Source organism: Acinetobacter sp. 102 (genome assembly GCF_037028485.1).
GTDB classification, from domain to species: Bacteria; Pseudomonadota; Gammaproteobacteria; order Pseudomonadales; family Moraxellaceae; genus Acinetobacter; species Acinetobacter higginsii.
In genome coordinates this window covers 58960-82825 of sequence record NZ_JAZEZK010000007.1, presented here as the reverse complement: position 1 = coordinate 82825, position 23866 = coordinate 58960, and the positions used below count along the sequence as shown (strand labels likewise).

The window sequence follows — 23866 nt, the reverse complement described above, 5'->3', positions numbered from 1 at the left end:
TAATTCGACCTGCCCGTCTTCTGCATCATTGTAAAATGAAGATGTTTACAGTGATGCAACAGATCCATAAAAAAACCACACAAATACGTTAATATTCACTTAATTTTTTAAGCTTTGATAAAGATTGTATTTTTAACCTCCACATCTCGATGATAAATAGATGATGGAGCGTCGTTGTGCAAACTAGCCAATCTCCTTCTCGGGTCCGTTCAATTTTCAACGTGACCAGCGGGAACTTCCTTGAACAATACGACTTCTTCCTGTTCGGACTCTACGCACAAGCCATAGGTGAAACCTTTTTCCATTCAGACAGCAGCTATGCCGCGCTGATGAAAACCTTCCTCGTATTTGCCGTCAGTTTTCTGATGCGGCCAATCGGCGCCCTGGTGCTTGGCCCTTATGTCGATCGTATTGGTCGTCGGCGTGGCCTGATGGTGACCCTGAGTATTATGGCCTTCGGTTCATTAATCATTGCCTTCACACCGAGTTACACCAGTATTGGCTTTGCCGCAACCGTGTTGATTTTCGTGGGACGTCTAGCTCAGGGCTTCTCTGCGGGGGTTGAACTAGGGGGTGTTTCAGTTTATTTAGCCGAGATTGCGGAACCGCATAACCGTGGCTTTATTACCAGTTGGCAATCAGCAAGTCAGCAAGTTGCGGTGATTTTTGCTGCCATTTTAGGTTATATCGTCAGTGTGGTGTTCACCAAAGCTCAGGTCGATGCGTGGGCTTGGCGAATTCCATTCTTTGTTGGCTGTGCCATCATCCCCTTTATTTTCTGGTTGCGTAAGTCACTGGTTGAAACAGAAGCCTTCGCCTCTCGTAAAGAGCATCCAACGACACGACAGATTCTGAGTACCTTAGCGGCAAACTGGAAAATTGTATTGGCGGGTGTGTGTATGGTGGCGACCACCACCACCATGTTTTATTTCATTACCGTCTACACTCCAACCTACGGCAAAGAAGTCTTGAATCTAACCCGTGCAGAAAGTTTGATTGCCACCATTATGGTCGGTGTGAGTAACTTTATCCTGTTGCCTATTGGTGGACATCTCTCAGATAAGTTTGGTCGAAAACCGCTTTTAATCACCACCACAGTCTTAATTTTTATCAGTGCCTATCCACTACTGACTTGGCTGACGCATACCATTAGCCTGTCACATATGTTGATGGTGTTATTGTGGTTCTCATTACTGTATAGCTTCTATAATGGTGCTTTGGTGGTTTCTCTGGCCGAAATGATGCCAAGTTCAGTGCGAATTGCAGGATTCTCGGTTGCCTATAGCTTCGCCACCTCTATTTTTGGTGGTCTGACCCCAATGATTGCTACCTTTCTGGTACAAACATCAGGCAATAAAAGTATGCCAGCCTTCTGGTTAATGTTTGCTGCGATCACCAGTTTGATTGCCACCTTAATTGTTTTCCGCCAACAACCGCGTACAGCGCCACAATTGGCAAATAACAATTAATTTAAATGCAACAGCAACTCAAGGCAGATTAGTCCGCCTTGAGTTGTTTTAGAATCGCTTTTAATACTTCAATTCGTGCTGAATACTTATCATCGGTTGCAATCACATACCACGGTGCATAATCCGTATTGGTTCGTTTAAACATATCTGCAGCGGCATTAAGATAATCATCCCATTTGTCACGGTTACGCCAATCTTCTTCAGTAATTTTAAAACGTTTATGTGGTGTTTGTTCACGTGCTTTAAAACGCAGCGCTTGCTCATCTTTACTAATTGCCAGCCAAATTTTAACAATCACCGTTTGGCTATCGACTAAGTTTTCTTCAAAGCGGTTAATTTCGTTATAAGCACGTTGCCACTCAACTGTAGAAGCAAAACCTTCAATCCGCTCAACCAATACTCGACCATACCAGGTACGGTCAAAGATGGTGATCTTGCCGCCATCATTCAACTTGCTCCAGAAACGCCACAAATAAGGACGGCGCAATTCATAACGCTCAGGGGCTGCAATGGTATGAATTTCATATTCTCTAGGGTCGAGCTTTTTCACGATGCGCTTAATCGCACCACCTTTACCCGCCGCATCCATCCCTTCAAAGGCGATCACCACTTTACGCTCGTCATAACGCAAGGTATCTGCCACTTTTTTGGTGAGCTTACTTAGCTCTTCTTTATAGTCATCTTTTTCTAAACTGGCTTGTTCAGGTTCAAGTAAGGCCTTGGGGATCGTAGCTTGCTGCCATTTCTGCGTGACTTTAGTTTGATGCTCAGGTAGCTCTTGCAAAGTCTGTAGTAAATATTGAGCAAAACATTGATCACGATGTTTTTCATCTTCACCATCGACAATATACCAATCATCGGTAAAGCGCTGACTCAAACCTTGTAAGGTGTCGTACTGCTTTTTGTTGCGCCAATCCAAACCATGTAATTTATGCCAACGCTGCTCAGAAGCGTCTATCTGATCCAAACGCTTTTGTAGCGATTTCCAAGATAAATCAAACCAGACTTTAACGATATGAACGTGGTTATTTTGCAGATCATGTTCAAATGCTCGCATCTGCTCAACATAAGCATCAAACAAATTTTCATCCAAAGGGTTGGACACATGCATTGCGGTAGTTAAAAGGTCGCTATACCAGTTACCAAACATCACCACGATTTGCCCTTCCGCAGGAATAAAACGGGTATAAGACTGCCAGAAGGTTTGATTATTTGATAAGAGCTGAGGAGCATCCGCTTTCACACGTAAATAGCGAGGATCTAACCATTCTCGTAATTGTTTAACCGCCTCACCTTTACCAGCCAGCTCAATTCCACTCACTAAAACCAATACACTTTTAGCATTTTTCTTATCACGGCTATTTTTTAAGGCGTATTGTGCTTCAATCAATTCTAAAGAAAGTTCGTCTTCATCACGCAATTCAAATATTGGCTGTTGTTTACTCATATATTGCTCTAAGCGGCTCATTATTAATATTAAAAATGAGTATAGCCAAAACTAAGTTAATCCCAGAAAAACCCTTGTACAGTTTCTGTAGATTCATTTAGGTGTACTGTTATAGTGACCAATTGTTAAACATTTAGAGTTTATGCTGTCATGGTTCTCCGTTATGATGCAGCCTATGATTTTACTGTTTCATTTTAATTAAGTTTATATATGTCAAAACTCTCTGCCTTTGATGATCTATTACTCCAATACAAAGCTTTTAATTATCATAATGATGCTGTGCTTGAACAACGTTTACATGAAGTTCAAACCTGGATGAAAGAGCGTATTGCGCATACTCACCAAGAATTTTTTGCTCGCCCTGAAAATCAATTGATGGCCCAATATTTTCTCAAACGTCTTTATGGTGGACCCGACTTTGATGCTCTAGCACAACAAATCGAACGTTTATTAAAATTCGCACATAAAGTCGAAAAGTTTGTGCCTGAAAATGGGATTAAGACAGGAACCAAATCCGTTAGTCTGGCTGTGTTGGCAACTCAATTAGATGAACAGGTTGCACAGCAGTTATTAGCCGACTATCCTGCCGATACGCCACTCACCGATGAGATCATGCGCGATACGTTGGTTAAACTTGATCAAGGTGACGCACGTTATGAACAATTGCGTTTACTCGATGAGTTGGGTGTAACACTCGATAAATATATGCGTTCAACCATGATGTATGCGACCTTTAAAATGTGTAAAGGCTTGGCACATAAATACCACTTTGATGGCATGTATGAGTTTATCCAAGAAGGTTTTGCGGCAATGAAACCAATGAAATCTGCAGCGGCGTTCATTCAAACCTTTACTGAAAAAGAGCGTGAGATCATTGATCGCGTTCATGCAGGACACCCAAATCCATTCCGCAATTAGTCCATGTCTTACGTTCTGAGCTATTCTCAAGTAGCTCAGAGCACACTATTTTTCAAATCAATAACGCGATTAAAAACACTTTTGAGAAAGTGACTTTCTGTATATTATTCATAACAATTACATGCGAAAGCCTGTAAAAAAATACAAAATCTGTCATCATGCTTGCTGATTCGTGCCGCTAGAGCGAAAGTTTAGGAGAAAACTATGTCTAACGAAAACCAACAGCCTACCCCAGAAGTTGAGCAAAACCCAAGTTCAGACAAAGTCAGCCCTTTCTTAAACACGCCCCTTCCACAAGGCACACCACAAGGTCAACAGCAACCGATCCAACAAGGTGCAGCTCAGACCTCAACAACTTCTATCCCAAAATATAACTTACCGCGTGGCGCCAACACTGGCAACGTAGGTGCAACCACACACTTTGGTTACCAAACCGTAAATAGTGATGATAAAGCACAAAAAGTTGCAGAAGTGTTCCACTCGGTTGCTAGCAAATACGACATCATGAATGACCTGATGTCATTTGGTATCCATCGTATTTGGAAACGTTTTGCCATTAATATGTCAGGTGTTCGTCGTGGTCAACACGTGCTGGATATCGCAGGTGGTACAGGTGATTTAGCAAAAGTATTTAGCCGTGAAGTGGGTCCACAAGGTCATGTGGTTCTTTCAGATATTAATGAATCAATGTTAAATGTTGGTCGTGATCGCCTCATTGATGCAGGCTGTACCAATGTTGATTTCGTGCTTGCCAACGCTGAAACGCTCGAGCCATTTGCAGACAACAGTTTTGATTTATTAACCATCAGTTTTGGTTTACGTAATGTGACCGATAAAGATGCAGCACTCCAAGCCATGTACCGTGTCTTGAAGCCAGGTGGTCGTTTACTCATTCTCGAATTCTCTAAACCTGTATTTGAACCATTTTCAAAGCTCTACGATCTTTATTCATTCACCGCATTACCCATTATGGGCAAATTAGTTGCCAATGATGCTGAAAGCTATAAATATCTTGCTGAATCAATTCGTATGCATCCAGACCAACGTACCCTCAAAGGTATGATGGAAAATGCGGGCTTCCAAAGCTGTGATTACCACAACTTAACCGGTGGTATCGTTGCTGTTCACCGCGGATTCAAACTTTAAGGTTTAAGATATGTGGTCGATTTTAGCACTCGGTGCAGTCGAACGTATCATTCATCATGTGATTGATTTGGATGCGATCACTCGTATTCAAATCAATCAGTTACAAGGTCAATTATTACGTGTTGTGATCGATAGTCCACAACTCTCGGTTGATGTGTTTTTTGATGAAAATAGAGTTCGCCTAGAACCGACCGTGACGGGACAGAGTCAAACTTCTTCTATTTTTGAACAACGCCCGTTTGATCCTCAAGATAAAATCACGGATGCAACTGCAACACTCCATGTTGAAAATGTAGTTGAGCTGGTTAAATTATTGCTCAGTGATATGGATCAAATTGGTAATATTCCACTGCAAGGTGACTATCACTTATTGCAAGATATTCAAAAAATTATGCAGCAGACTGAGCCCGATCTCGCAGCGCATTTATCGCCTTGGATTGGCCCTCAATTGGCACATGAGTTGGGTAAAATTCAACATGTACCGAAGCAATTGAAACGTTCATTACAAAGTCATTTATTTTTCGTTGAAGATGCCTTAAAAGAAGATAGCGGTTTATTTGCCCCACGTTGGCAGATGGATGATCTCAATCGAGAGACCCGCCAACTCAATCAGGAAATTGATCGTTTGGAAGCCAAGCTTCAACAACTCAATGCTCAATTCAATCCAACCAAACAACCCACACAAGACTAGGTAAGACTTTATATGATTCCGCATGTTACACGGTTACTCGAACTCTGGCGTATTGCAGCACACTATCGCCTTGATACCTTGTTCCCTGCGGAAGAATTACCAGTAAAAGCTCGTCATGCATTAAGCCTGATTAAAATGCATCCTGCAGCTTGGTCAAGTCGTGAGAAAAAGAATCCGCTTAAGCTGAAAGAAGCCCTAGAGGATATGGGTCCCTTAGCAATTAAACTCGGCCAATTGCTATCTACCCGCCGTGATTTGATTCCACCTGAAGTATTATCACAACTGGTGTTATTGCAAGATCGCGTCAAACCGTATGACACTCAGCTAGCCAAACAGCGCATTCAAGAATCACTCAAAGCAGATGTATCAACCTTATTCTCACGCTTCGATGAGCAACCGCTTGCCGCAGCTTCGATTGCTCAAGTGCATACAGCAGCGTTGCATGATGGTCGTGAAGTTGTCGTTAAAGTCACTCGCCCCGATATTCGCAGTCAAATTTTACAAGATTTTGAGATTCTAGCTTGGCTTGGCGATTGGTTGGAAAATCGTTTAGAAGCAGCGCGTGCCCTGCATTTATCAGAAATTATTCAAGATTATCGTCAAATCATATTAAATGAGCTTGATTTAAGTCTGGAAGCAGACAACACCCGCCGGATGCGTCACTATTTTACTGGCTCAAGCATGATGTACGTGCCAGAAGTCTATATGGACAGTAAAGACGTGATGGTGGCTGAACGCATCACCGGTGTCCCGATTTCGGATATTGCTACCTTTGATCGTTTAGGTATGGATCGTGCGGATCTGGCTGAAAAAGGCTTAACCATTTTCTTCACCCAAGTGTTCCGTGACAACTTCTTCCATGCCGATATGCATCCTGGCAATGTCTTTGTCGAAACCATTAACCCAAGCAATCCACGCTTTATCGCGTTGGACTGTGCCATTATGGGTGAGTTGTCTAAGCACGATCAAATGACGATTGCACGTATGCTACTTGCGGTGATGAACAGTAACTTCATGCAATTGATTCAAATTGTGCATCAAGCAGGCTGGATTCCACCAGGTACAGATCAAGATGCATTATCACGCGAAATGCGCCGTACCGTTGGTCCAATGGTATCCAAACCAATGGATCAACTCGATTTTGCAGGCATTTTGATCCAAGTGATGGATATTGCTCGTCGCTTCCATTTGGAAATTCCACCGCAGTTGATGTTATTGCTGAAAACACTGGTACACGTTGAAGGTCTAGGGACTGATCTCTACCCTCAACTGGATATCTGGAAACTGGCAAAGCCGATTCTAACCGAATGGGTCAAAGCCAATATGAACCCCGTCAAAAACGTAAAAGAACTGGGGCAACAGATTCCGGACCTGTTACTTGGCGCCCAAGATATTCCAGGTTTATTGATTGACAGCTTAAATGGTCTAAAAAACCAATCAGCTTGGCATGACAAACAACTGCGTGAAATTCAACAAATGCGCTTACAAATGCAACAACAGCAACGTCGTAGCTGGATATTTGGTAGTACGATGCTGATTTTGTTAACCATCGCGATTATTAGCCCATGGTTTATCTCAGTCATTCTGATTGTACTGAGTAGCTTGATTGCACTGTGGCGCATTGCTAAATAATAAGTAGATATACACAGCAAAGGCCGTATCCATCGATACGGCCTTTGCTTTTATGCAACTGCAACATTTTTAGCTCCCCCCTTTTGCCCATTTAAACACTTTCTGAAATTTCGGCAAAACCATCACATTTTAGGCAAGATTTCCGTCCACCTCAGGCAAAGACTTTTCATCCTTAAATAGATAGACGATCATCGACCTAACATTGAGGTGCATCAACACAGATTTAAAAGGAAGAAAAGCGTGAGTTTAAGAAATAGCATCAATAACTATGGTTCGATTGCAAAATGGCTGCACTGGTCAACCGCAATCCTGTTTTTACTTGCTTACTGTAGTGTTTACTACCGCCAGTGGTTTACCGAAAAAGGCACACCTGAGAACTGGACGGCTTTACAACTTCATCTTTCTGTCGGTATCAGCATTGCCGTGATTATTAGCCTGCGCATTATCTGGCGTTTGACCAATCCACAGCCGCATTTAGAACCTGCCAGCCCCTTGGCAAACTTTGCAGCGCATGCAGGACATTTTGCCCTATATGCCATTATGGTCATTGCACCTTTAACAGGTTATTTGGGTACAGGCGTCAATACTGAGTTTTTCTTCTTGTTTGAGATTCCGAAATTTGAACATACCACTCTATTCCAGAGCTGGGTGGCACAAGGCATGGGTCTCAGTTTTGAACAGTTCGAGAAACCGATTGATTTTATTCATAAGCAAGTTCTTGGAAAATGGCTGATTTGGATACTGATTTTAGGGCATGCAGGTGCGGCACTTTATCATCACTATATCAAGAAAGATCGCACCCTGATCAAGATGACCACAGGCAAAGATCAGTTAAAATAATCCGATTTGAGATTCATTCAATACCGGCAGGATGATCATGGACCTTGTAGCACGATAGATTTTATTTAAAAAAATCACCGAGATCAGTTAAGATCATGATTGACTGATCTATAAGCACTTTAAAAGAACAAATAATGAAAACACCTCATTTCGCCATTGTTGGCGCTGGCACAGCAGGCTTGGCAACCGCAATCCTGCTTGCACGTGCAGGCAATCATGTCACCATTTTTGAACAAGCGGATCAACTTTCTCCCGTCGGTGCGGGTTTACTGCTGCAACCTGCAGGCTTGGCCGTGTTTGAGCATCTCGGTGTGCTTGAGCATGCTTTAAAGTTGGGTGCCAAAGTCACAGGATTGGAAGGCCAACTTCCCAATAAGCGCCTGCTAGTGAATAGTCACTATCATCAAGCAGGCCATAATCTCTATGGCCTCGGTATTCATCGCGCTACTTTATGTCATGTGCTGACCCACAAACTGGCTGAATATGCCAGTCATGTGACATGGCGAATGGGTCATAGCATTGAACGTATTCAAGAACAGCAAAATGAAGTTCGTCTATTCGGTTCTCAGCAGCAACAAAGTTTTGATGCCTGCTTCGATGCTGTATTGATTGCCAATGGTGCACGCAGTCAATTACGCCCTCAAGCATGGGTGAAAGTCGATCAGGCCTATCCATGGGGCGCTGCATGGAGTATCGTGACTGAATGCCCAACACTCGATCCTGAAATTTTGCATCAGTTTTATGATCGCTCTAAAATCATGATGGGCGTGTTGCCTACGGGTGCCATCCCAACTGCACCTCAGCAACGACTTTCTAGCGTGTTTTGGAGTTTGCCAACCTCAAAACTACAATCATTCTTAAAAGATGAGTCGGCTAAACAACAATGGTTAAAACAGGTGGCGGATCGTTGGCCTGATGTCGCAGAATGGTTAAAACAGTTAATCTCAAACGAATACAATCAACCACAATGGTTATCCGCTCAATATCGGGATGTGGTGATGTCTCAATTTGGGCGAGGTCGAATTGGTGTCATCGGTGACGCCGCCCATGCCATGAGTCCACAATTGGGACAAGGCGCCAATATGGCTTTGTTGGATGCATGGGCCTTTTCACAGTCACTACACGCAGCAAAACAAAATCAGCAAATTGATTGGTCAGCCCTATGGCAGCACTATCATCAACAACGGCGTTCCTCGACCCAGTTCTATCAATTTTTAAGTCGTCTACTCACCCCACTGTATCAATCTGATCATTGGTGGGCAGGTGGCTTACGAGACCTAACCTTCCCATGGATGTATCAAATCCCCTATTTTCGTAAAGAAATGGCAATCACCATTTCAGGCTTAAAAACAGGACTGTTTCAGCAACTTGATTATCAACAAGTGGCGCAATATGCTGGGAAAGATCATGTTTTCAATGCTAAAACTGAATCACTACCTGAATATGAATGAGCACAGTGAAATATGAAAATTCGTCATCTAGATCATTTGGTTCTGACCGTTGCAGATATTGAGACAACTTGTAAGTTCTATCAATCAGCCCTGAATTTTGAGGTCATTCATTTCGGTGAAAATCGCAAAGCACTGCAATTTGGCAATCAAAAAATCAATCTGCATCAAGTGGGCAAAGAGTTTGAACCCAAAGCACTTCACCCGACTGCGGGCTCAGCGGATCTGTGCTTTATTGCGGAAACGCCATTGAATGAAGTGATTGCGCATCTCCATCTCCAAGCACAGCAAATTGAAATCATTGAAGGTCCAATCGAAAGAACGGGTGCGATGGGGAAAATTTTATCGGTCTATTTACGAGACCCTGATCAAAACTTGATCGAAATTTCGAACTATATCAACAGTTAAAGAAAATCAAAATTCATCAATAAAAATAAGACGCTCAATATGAAATATAGTTTTTTATGGGCTTTGTATCGACAAGATAAAGGCAAAGCGATCAGGAAAGGATGCTGGTTTTTATTTCCCAGCCTTGCCAATTTTTTGTGTTTTCTAAATTTTCACTATCAACTCATTGAATGGCAAGTGAGCCCTCAATCTTCAGTCGGAAGATTAATATCAGGGCCTCATTTTTGGTTGGTCATTTTATTTGACTGTATCCCATTTCTTTTATTAGCGACGATCAGGCAAAGATATTTGCTTATATTATTAAAAATTTGGTTATTGATCGCCGTGAGTTTTTTCTTGATTAATGCTTGGTTTTGGGCCAGTTATCCCTACAGCACAATTCTACTTTTTACACTCTCTTTTGCCTCTTTAAAACAAGAACAAAATCAGCTGATGAATACCTATATTCGTCCGCATTCTTAAATGTTTTTACCCAACAAGCATAGCCAACCCTTGCCACAACCGCTACACTAGCTGCTCTCCACTCAATGGATTTTCACTCATGTCAAACTGGTTAGATGAAGTTAAATTTGATTCCAATGGTCTTGTTCCTGCCATTGCACAACATCATCAAACTGGTCGAGTGTTAATGGTTGCGTGGATGAATCGTGAGGCATTACAACTGACGGCTGAAAAAAATCAGGCAGTGTATTACTCACGTTCACGTCAAAAACTCTGGCATAAGGGCGAAGAATCAGGACACTTTCAAACCGTGCATGAAATTCGTCTGGATTGCGATGCCGACGTGATTATTTTACAAATTGAACAACATGGCGGCATTGCCTGCCATACTGGCCGTGAGTCTTGCTTCTATCGCAAACTCACGCCACAAGGCTGGGAAATTGTTGATGCTCAGCTCAAAGATCCAACCGCTATTTATGGTGCAGCAGCAAAAACCGAAGCACATGATCATGGTCAAAGTGAACAAGTCGATGTACTCAGCTATTTAGGTCGCTTAATGCAACAGCGTAAAACAGCTGAATCTGATAGTTCTTATATCGCCAGTCTGTACAAAAAAGGCATCAATAAAATTTCAGAAAAAGTCGGCGAAGAAAGTATTGAAAGTATCATCGCTGCCAAAGACTATGCCGTGCTTGCTTCACTGGAAAATAAACACGATCTGATTTATGAAGTGGCTGACTTATGGTTCCATAGTATTGTGATGTTGGGTTACTTCGATCTTGAGCCACAAGTGGTTCTCGATGAACTCGCACGTCGTCAAGGTTTATCAGGTTTAGTTGAAAAAGCTAACCGTAGCAAAGAAGCGTAATCAGAGCCTGTGTCAAATATAGAAAAACCCAAAGCCACTTATGAGCAAGCCATTGCGATAGACAATGCCCGTCTCGGTCAATCCTTTAAAGTGATTGCCTATGCTGGCACAGGTAAAACCACAACACTGCAAATGATCAGCGATGCCATGCCTGAACGGCGTGGCATGTACTTGGCATTTAACAAAGCCATCGCTTCAGAAGCACAAAATAAATTTCACGGCAATGTAAACTGTCGAACCTTTCACTCGCTTGCATTTCGCAGTGCACCGCGTGGCGTGACCGACAAATTACGCTTACCACGATTAAGCCCAAGCTTCATTGCCAAAGAATACCGTCTAGAGCCAATTACGCTACGTCGCCTCATGGGTGGGCGTTACGAAAAATACGTGTTGATGCCAAGTCGTTTGGCCAGCTTAGTTGCCAATGCCGTGAGCTACTTCTGCTCAACCAGTTCACAGTATCCAGCTCCTCGGCATATTCAAGCACCGAGCTGGTTACATCTAGACGATATCGAAGCCTTACAACAACATCTCTACCCGGCGGTGGAACGACGTTGGCTCGAATCAATTGATCCCAATCATCAAGCAGGTATTGGACACGATATCTACTTAAAGCTTTGGGCTTTATCAGAACCAAATATTCCTGCGGATTATGTGTTGTTTGATGAAGCACAGGATGCCGATCCACTGATGCTTGGTATTTTACTGCGTCAGAAAAGTACCCAAGTCATTTATGTCGGTGATGCACACCAACAAATTTACGCATGGCGTGGAGCAATCAATGCCATGCAACAAATGCCATTGCCTGAAAGTCGTTTAACCACCTCTTTTCGTTTTGGCGATGCCATTGCAGATGTCGCCAACAGCTTACTCGGTGCGCTGAATGAAACGGTACCCCTGTTAGGGAATCCAAACCAGAAATCAAGTGTGGTGAATAAACCGCATACCAAGATGCGCGATGCAATCCTTTGTCGGACTAACGCCCGTGCCATGGAGTTATTACTCTCTGGTCTCGTCAATGGTGATAAAGTCGGCTTACAAGCGGACCAGCAGAAACTAAGTCGTTTTGTCGATGCAGCAAGTTTATTGAAACAAGGCAAACGAATTACCGATGTTCCTGAGCTGGCTTGGTTTAACTCTTGGCATGATGTACACGAATATTGTGAAACCAATGATGGCAGTGATATCAAGCCCTTAGTCAAGCTAGTTGATGATCATGGTACTGATCCACTTAAGAAGGCACTGGCAAAAATCACCCCGATTGAACAGGCCGATTATGTGATTTCAACGGCACATAAAGCCAAAGGTTTGGAATGGAATCGTGTGCATATCGAAGACGATTACCAATTTAAAATAAATGGACTAGAACATAAAATTACAGATGAAGAGCTAAGACTACTTTACGTGGCCTGCACGCGTGCTAAAGTAAGTTTAAATATTCATCATTTATACGACTTAATACAACAATTAAAACGGTGCGCCCCCTCAAGTCTTCGTCAGTCAGCAGGTTAAAGCGCTTATGATTGAGGTCAGCTTATGCAGCTTGAATCGGTTCTATTTAAACACATCGGGATGTTTCGGGATTTAAATCTCGAATTTCAACCTGAGCGCTCTCCTATTACCCTGATTTTGGGTGATCAAGCCACAGGCAAAAGTACGATTTTAAAAAATATCTATCAAAGCCTGACTTGGTTTTCTGCACGCTATAAGGATATTCGTACTGCAGGCGTGGTGATTGCTGATCAAGACATTATGCTGAATCGCTTACAGGCAAAAATTCAAATTCAAGTCCGAATGAGCGGTGAACTGAGTGGCTCTTTGGCTGAAAGTAGTTCATCACAACAGACCGACACGCAAACTTGTGCATGGAAACTCTATAAAACATTTAACAGTCAAGGCGTTGGGATTAGCCAAGTGGAGACCCAACAGCTTGATCAAATGGTCACGCTATATCAAAAAACGGGGTTGCAAGATCCTTTATTCGGACTTCCACTGATTGCCTATTATCCTGCCGAACGATTTGTCCAAGACATCAATTTACAAAGCAAAAATACCCCAGGGACATTACAGGAAATTTCGGCCTACGATTTAACTGCTGTACCCTATACTACGTTTGCCCGTTTTTTTGAGTGGCTACGTGAAATCAGCGATGTCGAAAATGCACATTCAGCCCATATCGTTAGACGCTTGATGGGCAATGATTTTAATCAACAAAATCAATCAGAAGTACTGCAAGAATTACAACAAGAACTGATTAATCATCCGAAGCAACTCTCTGCACCCAATCTTTATGCTTTGAAAAACAGCTTACATACGGTTTTCCCTGAATTAAGCGATATTTATATTCAGTATGTGCCAAAGTTACAATTAATGGTGCGTTATCACGATCAGTTGATTCCTTTTCAACAGCTCTCTGCTTCACTCAAAACTTGGATTGCATTAGTTGGAGACATTAGTCGTCGGTTTTGCTTGCTGAATCAGCATTGTTTTAATCCTTGCTTAGAAGGTGAAGGGATTCTATTGATTGATCAAATTGATAATCAACTCGATCAGAATCACTGTGCGGAAATTTTGGAGCGTCTGCATCAAGCTTTTCCACGTCTACAAATCATTGTCACAGGCAATCGAGATGCCTTGCTTGAGCATGCATTACATTACCAGTGCTTAAAATTAGATCAAAAAGGTGTTTACCAACTCAATTTAGAGGCATCTCAACAACAGCTTTCAAATTTATATCAAGGTCTCACCCAGACTGAAACAGCACATTCCGTGCAAGCCCAAACCTTGCTGCAAGCCGATCCACTGACCAGCAAAGTCGATGATTTATTCCAACAAATTCAGGATTTAAACGAACAAGAAAAGAACAATTTACTCCACCTGCTCAAGATAGATGATACACCGCAAGAAACGCCCTTATAAAGACGTATCAAAAGACAGAAATTGAAATATTATCAATCAAATGATGTTGTTTGTTTCATGTAATAACATCAGATTTTTGCTGATTTTTTATAGTAAAATAAATCGTATTTTTTATTTTCAAGTTGTGCAATACAACTTGCTGCCTCCGTTAACTTGATTGGGCTTCAAGATTTAAAGTTTTTGGTATTCTCTTTGAGTGCCTGTAAGTCTTGAAAGAAAATTCACCCCTTAGGTCTTCGACCTAAATCATCGACATGGATACCAGTGTGCTACCGATTATTATCTTATTACCGCTCATACTCGGCACCACCCTTGTCTCACAATTACAGCGTATTTCGCGTGGCGTGACGGCACTTGGGGCGATTGGCATCAGCCTTAGTTGTTTTATTTTACTTTTAACTCAGGCAGAAACGGTTCTTCAGGGCAATACCCTGCAACAAAGCTGGGACTGGCTTCCACAGCTTGGAATTAATCTGAGTTTTCGCCTAGATGCATTAGGTTTATTGTTTGGTCTGCTGATTAGCGGTATCGGCACCCTGATTTATATTTATGCCTATTACTATCTCAGTCCTAAAAATTCTCTGAGTAAACTCTACCAGCTGTTGATGCTGTTTATGGCAGCCATGCTGGGGATTTCACTCTCAAATAACCTAATCATCTTATTGGTGTTCTGGGAGCTGACCAGTATCTCCTCGTTCCTGCTTGTTGGTTATTGGAGTCAATACGAGGCAGCGCAACGTGGCGCCCGTATGGCCCTCACCATCACAGGCATGGGCGGTTTGGCCATGCTGGGTGGCTTTGTACTGATTGGACAAATCACTGGCACTTATCAGATTGATGAGTTGGTGTTGATGAAGGATACCATTCAGCAACATGCGCTATTTGTTCCTGCATTATTGCTGATCCTGTTAGGTGCATTCACCAAAAGTGCTCAGTTCCCCTTCCATTTTTGGTTACCGAATGCGATGGCAGCGCCGACTCCTGTGTCAGCCTATCTACATTCTGCAACCATGGTCAAAGCAGGGATTTTCTTATTAGCGCGTTTAGCTCCTATTTTTATTGGTGCTGCGCTGTATCACAATATCGTGACTTTTGTCGGTCTATTCACCTTGTGTATGGCCGCAGGTTTTGCCATTTTCAAAGAAGACCTGAAAGGACTTTTGGCCTATTCAACCATTAGTCATTTAGGCTTAATCGTATGTTTACTCGGTATTGGCTCGCCATTGGCGGTTGCTGCCGCAATTTTCCACATCATCAACCATGCCACCTTTAAAGCGGCATTGTTCATGATTGCAGGGATTATTGACCATGAAACGGGCACACGCGATTTACGCAAGCTCAGTGGCATCTGGCAACTGCTTCCATTTACAGGCACTCTCACCATGATCACCGCTGCCTCAATGGCGGGTGTACCACTGACCAATGGCTTTATCTCGAAAGAAATGTTCTTTACTGAGTTATTGGCCAACTTATCTGGTCCAGTGATGGTGATTTCAGCTATCGTCGCAACGTTTGCTGGTATTTTCGCAGTCAGTTATTCAATTCGTCTCGTTCATGGTGTGTTTTTTGATGGCCCGATTGGCAAACACGTACCGAATAAAGATGCACACGAACCACATTTAGGCATGCGCTTACCTGCCATTATTTTGGCAACACTCTGTATTTTGGTCGGTATCCTCCCTGCCCTATTTGCAGGGACAATGGTCAACAGCGTCACTCGTGCAAGTTTGGCACAGCCTGAATTTGAAGGCGTTCATCTTGCGATTTGGCATGGCATTAACGCCCCTCTCATCATGAGTTTGATTGCACTGATTGGCGGATCGATTTTCTATTTTGTATTGGCAAAAGATGGGCGCATTCGTAAAATCGACTTAGATCCTTATCTTGGAAAATTCCAAGGCAAGATTCTGTTTGATCTATTCTTGAAAAATTTATTACTGATCAGCCGCAAGATTAAGCAAAAGACCGAAAATGGTTCTTTGCAAAGCTATATCCTCTGGATTGTGTTGTTTAGCATCATCATGGTCGGCTTACCACTGTTCAACCAAGGCTTAACCACTGGCACACGTGAACTGACCCATGCACCTTGGGTGGCGATTGTACTCTGGCTTACCCTGTTCTCAGGTTGCTGGATGATGCTGTGGTTCCATCATGAACGTATCAAAGCCGTCCTGATCAGTGGTGCAGTCGGTTTGGTGGTCACGATGGTTTTTGTGACCCTCTCAGCACCTGACTTGGCATTGACACAGATTACAGTTGATGTGGTGACCACTGTTTTATTACTGATGAGTTTGTCTTTACTACCACAACTCACCCCTTACGAATCAAGCCGTTCACGCCGTTGGCGAGATGCCAGCCTTGCCATCGCAGGTGGTTTAGGTATTGGTTGGATTACCTGGTTGCTGTTAACTCGCGATCACAATTCAATCTCATGGTTCTTTTTACAACAGGCGATTCCGCTGGGCGGTGGTTCAAATGTGGTCAATGTAATCTTGGTTGACTTCCGTGGTTTCGATACCTTCGGTGAAATTACCGTACTCGGCATTGCTGCGATTGGTGCACTTTGTCTGATGGATGGTATGCGTGCACACGGGACCACCATGACCCAAGGCTTAACCTATCGTTTTAACCCTTCACCATTGATGTTCCGTATCACGGCGTCATGGATCTTGCCACTGGCCTTGGTGGTCAGCGTCTACATCTTTATGCGTGGGCATAATCTTCCGGGCGGTGGCTTTATTGCAGGTTTGATTACCTCAATGGCACTGATTATTCAGTACATCGTATTGGGTCAAGATCAAACCGAACAGATGATCAAAGCCAAATCAGGTCGTCTTTATGAGTTATGGATTGGTGCGGGTTTAACCATTGCAGGTCTCACCGGTATTATCGCGTGGTTGTGGGCTCGCCCTTTCCTCACCAGTGCACATATTTATGTAGAAGCCCCATTGCTTGGAAAAATGCATCTTGCCTCTGCAGTCGCATTTGATACAGGGGTCTACATTACCGTTGTAGGGGCTGCCATGTTGTTGATCTCCGTACTCGGAGACTCTCGTCACTCTAGTATGGCTGGTCCGATCCCAGGTGGAGATAATCAAAATGATTAGTATTGAATTTTTACTCGCGTCAGGGATTGGCTTACTCACTGCAACAGGTATTTATTTGATTCTGCGTGCTAGAACATTTCCAGTGGTCCTTGGTTTGGCCATGATTGGCTATGCCGTGAACTTATTCCTGTTTGCCATGGGCCGTCTGCAAATCAATGCACCCGCGGTGTTGACTCAGGCCACCAAAGTGACCGACCCACTCCCTCAAGCACTGGTATTAACGGCGATTGTAATTGGCTTTGCCACCACCGCCTTTATCGTGCAACTTGCCCTACGCAGTCGTTATGAATCTGGTACAGACCATGTCGACTCGAAAGAAGAACCCACCTTGACTTATGACCCACGTGAGGATGAGCCATAATGTTTGATTTTTACAGTTTCTGGCACGCTCACGCTCCAATTATCAGTATCTTAATTCCAGCATTCACCAGTTTTATTCTGGTGTTATTGGGCAATCCAGGTTCAGGTTCTTTAAAGCAAGATTGGCGTCAACCTTGGCGTCGCGGGATTAGTATTGCTTCGGCAGTTTTGGGCTTAATCACGGCAATCAGCTATCTGAGTATTGCCAGCACAGGCCAAATTACAGTTTATCAGCTCAGTGAATGGTCGGCGCCATTCGGGATTGTCTTAGTCCTTGATCGCCTATCTGCCTTTATGTTGGTCCTAACCTATATTCTTGCAGTACCCGTGATTTGGTATGCCAGTGAGAACTGGGATACCCGTGGGCGCTATTTCCATACCATGGTGCATTTCCTGCTCATGGGAATCACAGGTGCATTCCTGACAGGCGACTTATTCAACTTATTCGTCTTCTTCGAAATCCTGCTGATGGCTTCTTATGTGCTGTTACTGCACGGTCAAGGTCGTCCACGTTTTCAACTTGGGGTGCATTACGTCACCATTAACTTGCTGGCCTCTGCCCTATTCCTGATTGGTCTAGGCATGATTTATGGCAGTGTCGGCAGCTTGAACATGGCTGATGTCGGCCGTCTGGTATCAAGCTTAGATGGTGATCAGCACAAGCTTGCCGTTGCAGGTGGACTATTGCTGTTTGTGGTGTTTGGTATTAAAGCTGCGATGTTGCCTGTTGGCTTCTGGTTGCCGAAAACCTATGCGGTTGCAAGCACACCGGTTGCTGCGATTTTTACCATTATGACCAAAGTGGGTATTTATGCCATTTTACGTGTCAATGGCACTGTGTTTGATGATGCCATGGCACAAAGCATTTTCAAGAACTGCTTATTGATCATTGGCTTGGTGACTTCCCTTTATGGTGTGATTGGTGCAATTGGCGCTGAACGCTTACGCCGTTTTGTTGGCTTCATGGTGCTGTCATCGATTGGTACACTGCTGATTTCAATTGCCATGTTCAATACACAGGCATGGGCCGCAGCACTGTATTATTTAGTTCACAGTACCTTGATCGCAGCAGCTTTCTATTTATTCTGTGGCTGGATGACCTCGCAACGTGGTGCTTTTAAAGATCATTTAAAAGTTGCACCACGAATCAAACAGGAAAAAGCGGCTGCTTTTACTTACTTTACCATCGCCTTAATGATGGCAGGTTTACCTCCATTCAGCGGCTTTCTAGGTAAAGTCTTCATCTTGCAAGCCACTGCTGAGACACCATATCAAGGCTGGATCATCGCAGTGATTCTGATTGTAAGCTTGCTCAGCATTATTGCGATGACACGCGTTGGCTTTATTTTGTTCTGGCGTGCAACACCACCTGAAGAAGACCAGAAGGAAGCGGCTTATGCTGAATATCAAGCCCTCCCTGAGCTTGCGCCGAAGCGTAATGATACTGCGATCTATATTTTACTTGGTGCATTAATGCTTTATGTAGTTTGTGCAGCGCCGATTCAGAACTATACGCTTGCAACAGCACAGCAAATTCAGAATCACGCGCTTTATAACCAGACCATTCTGAAACATGATGCACAAGGTCGCCCGATCAGCGTACAGCCTTATGATCCAAGCTACTTACCTGAAACCAAGTATGGTGGTGAAGTTGAAGATCCGAACGCCTTGCTGATTCCAGATATTATTTCTAAGCCAACCCTACAAGGCGAACATATTTCTGAATATAAGCAGCGTCAAATTGCGGAGCAAGTCCTCGAAGCACCAACCATTCCGAATAGCACACAGTTAAAGCCAATGGAGGATCACTGATGCAAAAACTATCTTTGCTTGAGCGTTGGTTCCCACATCCATTTGTGTCGGTGCTGATTTTCTTGAGTTGGTTGATGCTGGCGCATAGTCTGGATCTGACCGATATTTTAATGGCGTTGATTCTAGCTGTTGTGATCGCACGTTTGGTCAGTCCATTTATTGCCAGAACACCGCATATTCATTGGCTTCCTGCGATTAAACTGGTCTTTGTAGTACTGTGGGATATTGTCATTTCCAACTTCCGTGTTGCCAAAATGGTGCTTGGTCCAATGGATCAATTACACCCTAAATGGTATCGCGTTCCATTGGAAACTGAACATGAACAAGTGAATACTTTGCTGGCGATGATTATCACCACCACACCTGGCACGGTTTCAGCCGGAATCGATCAGGAACGTGGAGATATTCTGGTGCATGCACTCAGTTCAGATAATACCGAACTGGATATTCAAGACATTAAAAAACGCTATGAAATGCCTTTAATCGAAATCTTTAATGTCAAGATTACAGAAGGAGCAAATAAATGACCATTTTGCCTTATGCATTGGGTATCGGTTTAATTGCCATTACCATCTCTATGTTTCTGTGCTTGATTCGCTTGATTGCGGGCCCTTCAGTGATTGATCGACTCTTGGCACTCGATACTTTATTTCTAAATGCGACCTGTCTGATCGTGGTTTTAGGCATTTATTGGGTCAGCACTAATCTATTCGAAGGTGCGCTATTGGTTGCAATGCTCGGCTTTGTTTCTACTGCCGCGCTTGCTCGTTACTTCACTACGGGTCATGTAATTGACTAAGGAGCAATGCCATGCAACTAATTCTTGAGATTGTCGTTTCATTTTTTGTGGTGTTTGGTGCGTTCTTTATGCTGATCGGTTCGATCGGCATGATTCGCCTACCCGACTTATTTATGCGTTTACATGCACCGACCAAATCCAGTACTTTAGGCCTTGGTAGCTTTCTGATCGCAGCCATGATTTTTGCTGCAATGCATGGTCGTTTTGGTTTTGCTGAGCTTTTAATTACTCTGTTTGCATTTATCACTGCGCCAGTATCGGCAAATTTGATGGCACAAGCAGCCATCCACTTACGCTTACGCTCAACCAGTGGTGATGTACCAGAAGCTTTAAATCGCCCATTGCCTTGGCAACGTTATCGTCGCCATCCATTGAAAAAAGATTAATCCCATCAAGCCATAAAAAAAGCCACCCGAAGGTGGCTTTTTTATATCAATTTACTTTTGTTCATCTTGCTCTTGTTCAGGCAAATCCTTAACCGCTTCCGCAATCAGACCAAACATATAGTTACCATAGGCATTGGTCTTATCGTAATGGAAACGCAATCTTGGCGTAATACGTGTCTTGATACGACGACTCAATTCATGACGCAAGAAACCAGACGCTTTATTCAAGACATCTAAAGTTTCTTTATTTGCTGCTTCACTTTGATCATCACCCAGCTCACGACCCATTACAGTGACATATACTTCAGCATATCCCATATCTGCACTGACTTTCACGGCTGAGATGGTCACAAGACCACCCAGACGTGGATCTTTAAGCTCCTGACGGATAAGCTCAGACAACTCGCGTTGTACTGAGTCCGCCATGCGCTTTAAGCGTTGGCTACCCGCCATTAAAGACTCCGTTTAATCAATTGAACATCATACACTTCGATCTTATCTTGTGCTTTGATGTCTTTATAACCCTTAACTGCAAGACCACATTCCATACCAGCACGAACTTCTTCAACCACTTCTTTATAGCGACGAAGAGATTCAAGCTCGCCTTGGAACACAACCACATCATCACGTAATACGCGAATTGGCTTGTTACGATGCAATACACCTTCAAGTACCATACAGCCCGCTGCTGCACCAAATTTACTTGAGTGGAATACTTCACGTACTTCAGCCACACCCAAGATCGTCTCACGATGTTCTGGCGCAAGCTTACCGCTCATTGCAGCTTTAACATCATCAATCAAGTGATAAATGACGCTGTAGTAACGAATATCGATACCATCTTGATCAGATTTTTGACGAGCAGTGTTATCCGCACGTACGTTGAAACCTAATAATACTGCTTCTGAAGACTCAGCTAAAGTGACATCTGACTCAGTGATTGCACCAACACCAGAACCGATTACACGGACTTTAACTTCATCAGTAGAAAGCTCATCAAGCGCAACATGTAACGCTTCCAAAGTACCACGTACATCAGTTTTGAGTACGACATTCACATAAGGAATATCTTTTTTACCCATAGATGCCATGATGTTTTCAAGACGCATTGCACTCGCACGCTCTAGACGTTTATGACGTTCACGGTCAGAACGAGCATCAGCAACTTCACGTGCTTTCTTCTCATCATTCACCACAAGAACTTCATCACCCGCCATTGGCGCATCAGGTAAACCTAAAATTTCAACTGGAATCGAAGGACCTGCAGAAGTAATACGTTGACCATTTTCATCAACCATCGCGCGAACACGACCATAAGATGAACCTGCAAGTACCAAGTCACCAATGTTCAATGTACCGTTTTGTACCAGAATCGACGTTACTGCACCGCGACCTTTGTCGACACGTGCTTCGATTACAACACCTTGTGCCGCACCTTCAGCTGAAGCTTTAAGCTCCATCAATTCAGCTTGGATCAAGATTAAATCAAGTAAACCATCGATACCTGCACCAGAGTGTGCTGATACTTTTGCAATTGGCACATCACCGCCCCACTCTTCAGGTACGATACCTTTGGTGGTCAATTCGTTTAATACACGGTCTACATCAGCTGATTCTTTATCCATCTTGTTGATGGCAACAATAATCGGCGTACCTGCAGCACGTGCATGGTCAATTGCTTCAGCTGTTTGTGGCATAACACCATCATCAGCAGCAACAACAAGGACCACGATATCAGTCGCTTTTGCACCACGTGCACGCATTGATGTAAACGCAGCATGTCCTGGTGTATCGAGGAAGGTAATAATCCCTTTCTCAGTTTCAACGTGATAAGCACCAATATGCTGAGTAATACCACCCGCTTCACCCGCAGCCACTTTAGAGCGACGGATACGATCTAGTAACGACGTTTTACCATGGTCAACGTGACCCATGATCGTTACAACTGGCGGACGAGTTGTTTGCTCACCACGAGCTTCTTCAGCAGCAACCAATAAGTTATCTTCTGCTTGCGTATCAGAAACTAAAACTGGATTGTGGCCCAATTCTTCAACCACAAGTACAGCAGTATCTTGATCAATGGCTTGGTTCTGAGTTACAAGTTCACCCATTTTCATGAGGGTCTTGATCACTTCACGAACTTTAACCGCCATTTTTTGTGCTAGATCAGCAACAATGATTTTCTCACCGATCTCAACATCATAAATTTGCTTTTTAACTGGTTTTTCAAAACCATGTTTATTGGCTTGGCTGGTTTTCAAACCACGCTTGTGATGGCTCTTGCTAAAACTTTGTTCAGATTGAGCATCACCACCACGACCGCCTTTCTTACCAGCACGTGGATTTGCAGTTGCACCACCACGTTTGATTTCACGGTCTTCCTTATTAAAGGAATCTTCATACGCTTGACCAACAAGACCAGCAGCCAACGGTGAATCATCAATCACACGAATCGTTGCAGTTGCATCATCATTTGAATATTTTGATGCCATCTGACGCATTTGCTCAAGTGTACGTTGCTGCGCTTCTTCAGCTGCTTTACGACGTACTGCTTCTTCAGTTGCTTTCAACTGAGCAGTTTGCTCTTCACGTGCTCTTTTTTGCTCTGGTGTTTCTGTCGGGCGAATAACAGGGGCTTTAATCACCTTGTCGCTATTACGCTTTTTCACCACAACAGCTGTTTTTGCTGGAGCTTGAGCCGCATTATCAGAAGTATGCGCTGCACGCATGGCTTCTAAAGTTGCATTGGCTTTTTGTTCAGCCGTATGACGTGCAGTTTGCTCAGCATCATTACGTACTTTTTGCTCGGCACGTACTTTTGCATCTGCTTCTACACGCGCTTTTGCTTCAGCTGCAAGTAATTCTGGATTTGGTTTAGCAAAAACTTGTTTCTTACGAACTTCAACATTAATGCTTTTCGCTTTACCTGAAGTACTTGTAACTTTAGCAGTACTCGTTGTTTTACGTTTCAACGCAATTTTTCCTGTGTTACCACTTTCCTGACCATGTACTTTTTTCAAGTGATTGACCAAAGTATCTTGCTGTTCAGTGGTAATAATGTCATCTGCTTTACGCTGTGGTAGACCTGCTTCGCGAACCTGCTCTAGGAGTTTCTCTACAGGACGTTCTACGCTGAGCGCTAACTCTTGAATCGACTTGTCCGTCATCTATTATC

Annotated in this window: 21 protein-coding genes; 18 read left to right on the top strand and 3 right to left on the bottom strand. The window is 43.4% G+C overall.

Annotated features, from left to right (window positions below):
- Positions 1–176 precede the first annotated feature (176 nt).
- Positions 177–1469: an MFS transporter gene (locus tag WA352_RS08685; protein WP_005314994.1), complete on the top strand. Its 1293-nt coding sequence runs from the start codon at positions 177–179 to the stop codon at positions 1467–1469.
- Positions 1470–1497: 28 nt separating this feature from the next.
- On the opposite strand, the gene pap is transcribed toward WA352_RS08685, so the two are convergent.
- Positions 1498–2916: a polyphosphate:AMP phosphotransferase gene (gene pap / locus WA352_RS08680; protein WP_005314992.1), complete on the bottom strand. Its 1419-nt coding sequence runs from the start codon at positions 2914–2916 to the stop codon at positions 1498–1500.
- Between the two features lie 210 nt (positions 2917–3126).
- On the opposite strand from pap, the gene WA352_RS08675 reads away from it, so the two are divergent.
- The 17 genes from WA352_RS08675 (at position 3127) to WA352_RS08595 (ending at position 20691) form a co-directional block, all read left to right on the top strand.
- Positions 3127–3834, top strand: coding sequence for an FFLEELY motif protein (locus WA352_RS08675; protein ID WP_005314990.1), 708 nt, complete (start codon positions 3127–3129; stop codon positions 3832–3834).
- Between the two features lie 204 nt (positions 3835–4038).
- Complete coding sequence (ubiE, locus tag WA352_RS08670) at positions 4039–4980, top strand: bifunctional demethylmenaquinone methyltransferase/2-methoxy-6-polyprenyl-1,4-benzoquinol methylase UbiE (protein WP_005314987.1); 942 nt, start codon at positions 4039–4041, stop codon at positions 4978–4980.
- Between the two features lie 10 nt (positions 4981–4990).
- Positions 4991–5671, top strand: a complete 681-nt coding sequence (locus WA352_RS08665; RefSeq protein ID WP_004802349.1) for a ubiquinone biosynthesis accessory factor UbiJ — start codon at positions 4991–4993, stop codon at positions 5669–5671.
- Between the two features lie 12 nt (positions 5672–5683).
- Positions 5684–7303, top strand: a complete 1620-nt coding sequence (locus tag WA352_RS08660) for an ABC1 kinase family protein (RefSeq protein WP_004802347.1) — start codon at positions 5684–5686, stop codon at positions 7301–7303.
- A gap of 240 nt (positions 7304–7543) precedes the next feature.
- Positions 7544–8143 carry a cytochrome b gene (locus WA352_RS08655; RefSeq protein ID WP_005314980.1) on the top strand — a complete coding sequence of 200 codons (600 nt, stop codon included), beginning with the start codon at positions 7544–7546 and terminating at the stop codon, positions 8141–8143.
- A gap of 134 nt (positions 8144–8277) precedes the next feature.
- Positions 8278–9594, top strand: coding sequence for an FAD-dependent oxidoreductase (locus WA352_RS08650; RefSeq protein ID WP_005314979.1), 1317 nt, complete (start codon positions 8278–8280; stop codon positions 9592–9594).
- A 12-nt stretch (positions 9595–9606) separates the two neighbouring features.
- The gene (locus tag WA352_RS08645; RefSeq protein WP_336142103.1) at positions 9607–9999 is read left to right on the top strand and encodes a VOC family protein; all 393 of its coding nucleotides are present in this window, start codon (positions 9607–9609) and stop codon (positions 9997–9999) included.
- 39 nt (positions 10000–10038) lie between these two features.
- The gene (locus WA352_RS08640; protein ID WP_005314975.1) at positions 10039–10461 is read left to right on the top strand and encodes a hypothetical protein; all 423 of its coding nucleotides are present in this window, start codon (positions 10039–10041) and stop codon (positions 10459–10461) included.
- Positions 10462–10540: 79 nt separating this feature from the next.
- Complete coding sequence (gene hisIE / locus WA352_RS08635; protein WP_005314971.1) at positions 10541–11308, top strand: bifunctional phosphoribosyl-AMP cyclohydrolase/phosphoribosyl-ATP diphosphatase HisIE; 768 nt, start codon at positions 10541–10543, stop codon at positions 11306–11308.
- 9 nt (positions 11309–11317) lie between these two features.
- Complete coding sequence (locus WA352_RS08630; protein WP_005314969.1) at positions 11318–12820, top strand: UvrD-helicase domain-containing protein; 1503 nt, start codon at positions 11318–11320, stop codon at positions 12818–12820.
- Positions 12821–12844: 24 nt separating this feature from the next.
- A complete protein-coding gene (locus tag WA352_RS08625) occupies positions 12845–14227 on the top strand; it encodes an AAA family ATPase (RefSeq protein WP_005314966.1) in 1383 nt (460 codons plus the stop codon).
- Between the two features lie 254 nt (positions 14228–14481).
- The gene (locus WA352_RS08620) at positions 14482–17334 is read left to right on the top strand and encodes a monovalent cation/H+ antiporter subunit A (RefSeq protein WP_005200479.1); all 2853 of its coding nucleotides are present in this window, start codon (positions 14482–14484) and stop codon (positions 17332–17334) included.
- On the top strand, positions 17327–17695 hold the full coding sequence (locus WA352_RS08615) for a Na+/H+ antiporter subunit C (RefSeq protein ID WP_004656199.1): 369 nt from the start codon (positions 17327–17329) through the stop codon (positions 17693–17695). The genes WA352_RS08620 and WA352_RS08615 overlap by 8 nt, the downstream gene beginning before the upstream one ends.
- Positions 17695–19506, top strand: coding sequence for a monovalent cation/H+ antiporter subunit D (locus WA352_RS08610; RefSeq protein ID WP_005314962.1), 1812 nt, complete (start codon positions 17695–17697; stop codon positions 19504–19506). The genes WA352_RS08615 and WA352_RS08610 overlap by 1 nt, the downstream gene beginning before the upstream one ends.
- The gene (locus WA352_RS08605; protein WP_005314959.1) at positions 19506–20033 is read left to right on the top strand and encodes a Na+/H+ antiporter subunit E; all 528 of its coding nucleotides are present in this window, start codon (positions 19506–19508) and stop codon (positions 20031–20033) included. Before WA352_RS08610 ends, WA352_RS08605 begins: the two co-directional genes overlap by 1 nt.
- Positions 20030–20305 carry a monovalent cation/H+ antiporter subunit F gene (locus tag WA352_RS08600; RefSeq protein ID WP_004656203.1) on the top strand — a complete coding sequence of 92 codons (276 nt, stop codon included), beginning with the start codon at positions 20030–20032 and terminating at the stop codon, positions 20303–20305. Before WA352_RS08605 ends, WA352_RS08600 begins: the two co-directional genes overlap by 4 nt.
- Before the next feature lie 11 nt (positions 20306–20316).
- Positions 20317–20691 (top strand): Na+/H+ antiporter subunit G, encoded by a 375-nt coding sequence (locus WA352_RS08595; protein WP_004802326.1) that lies wholly within the window; start codon positions 20317–20319, stop codon positions 20689–20691.
- 51 nt (positions 20692–20742) lie between these two features.
- Here WA352_RS08595 and WA352_RS08590 read toward each other — a convergent pair whose 3' ends face one another.
- Both WA352_RS08590 and infB read right to left on the bottom strand, forming a co-directional pair.
- Positions 20743–21144 carry a ribosome-binding factor A gene (locus tag WA352_RS08590; RefSeq protein ID WP_004774100.1) on the bottom strand — a complete coding sequence of 134 codons (402 nt, stop codon included), beginning with the start codon at positions 21142–21144 and terminating at the stop codon, positions 20743–20745.
- Positions 21144–23858: a translation initiation factor IF-2 gene (gene infB, locus WA352_RS08585; protein ID WP_004802324.1), complete on the bottom strand. Its 2715-nt coding sequence runs from the start codon at positions 23856–23858 to the stop codon at positions 21144–21146. Before infB ends, WA352_RS08590 begins: the two co-directional genes overlap by 1 nt.
- Positions 23859–23866: the final 8 nt, after the last annotated feature.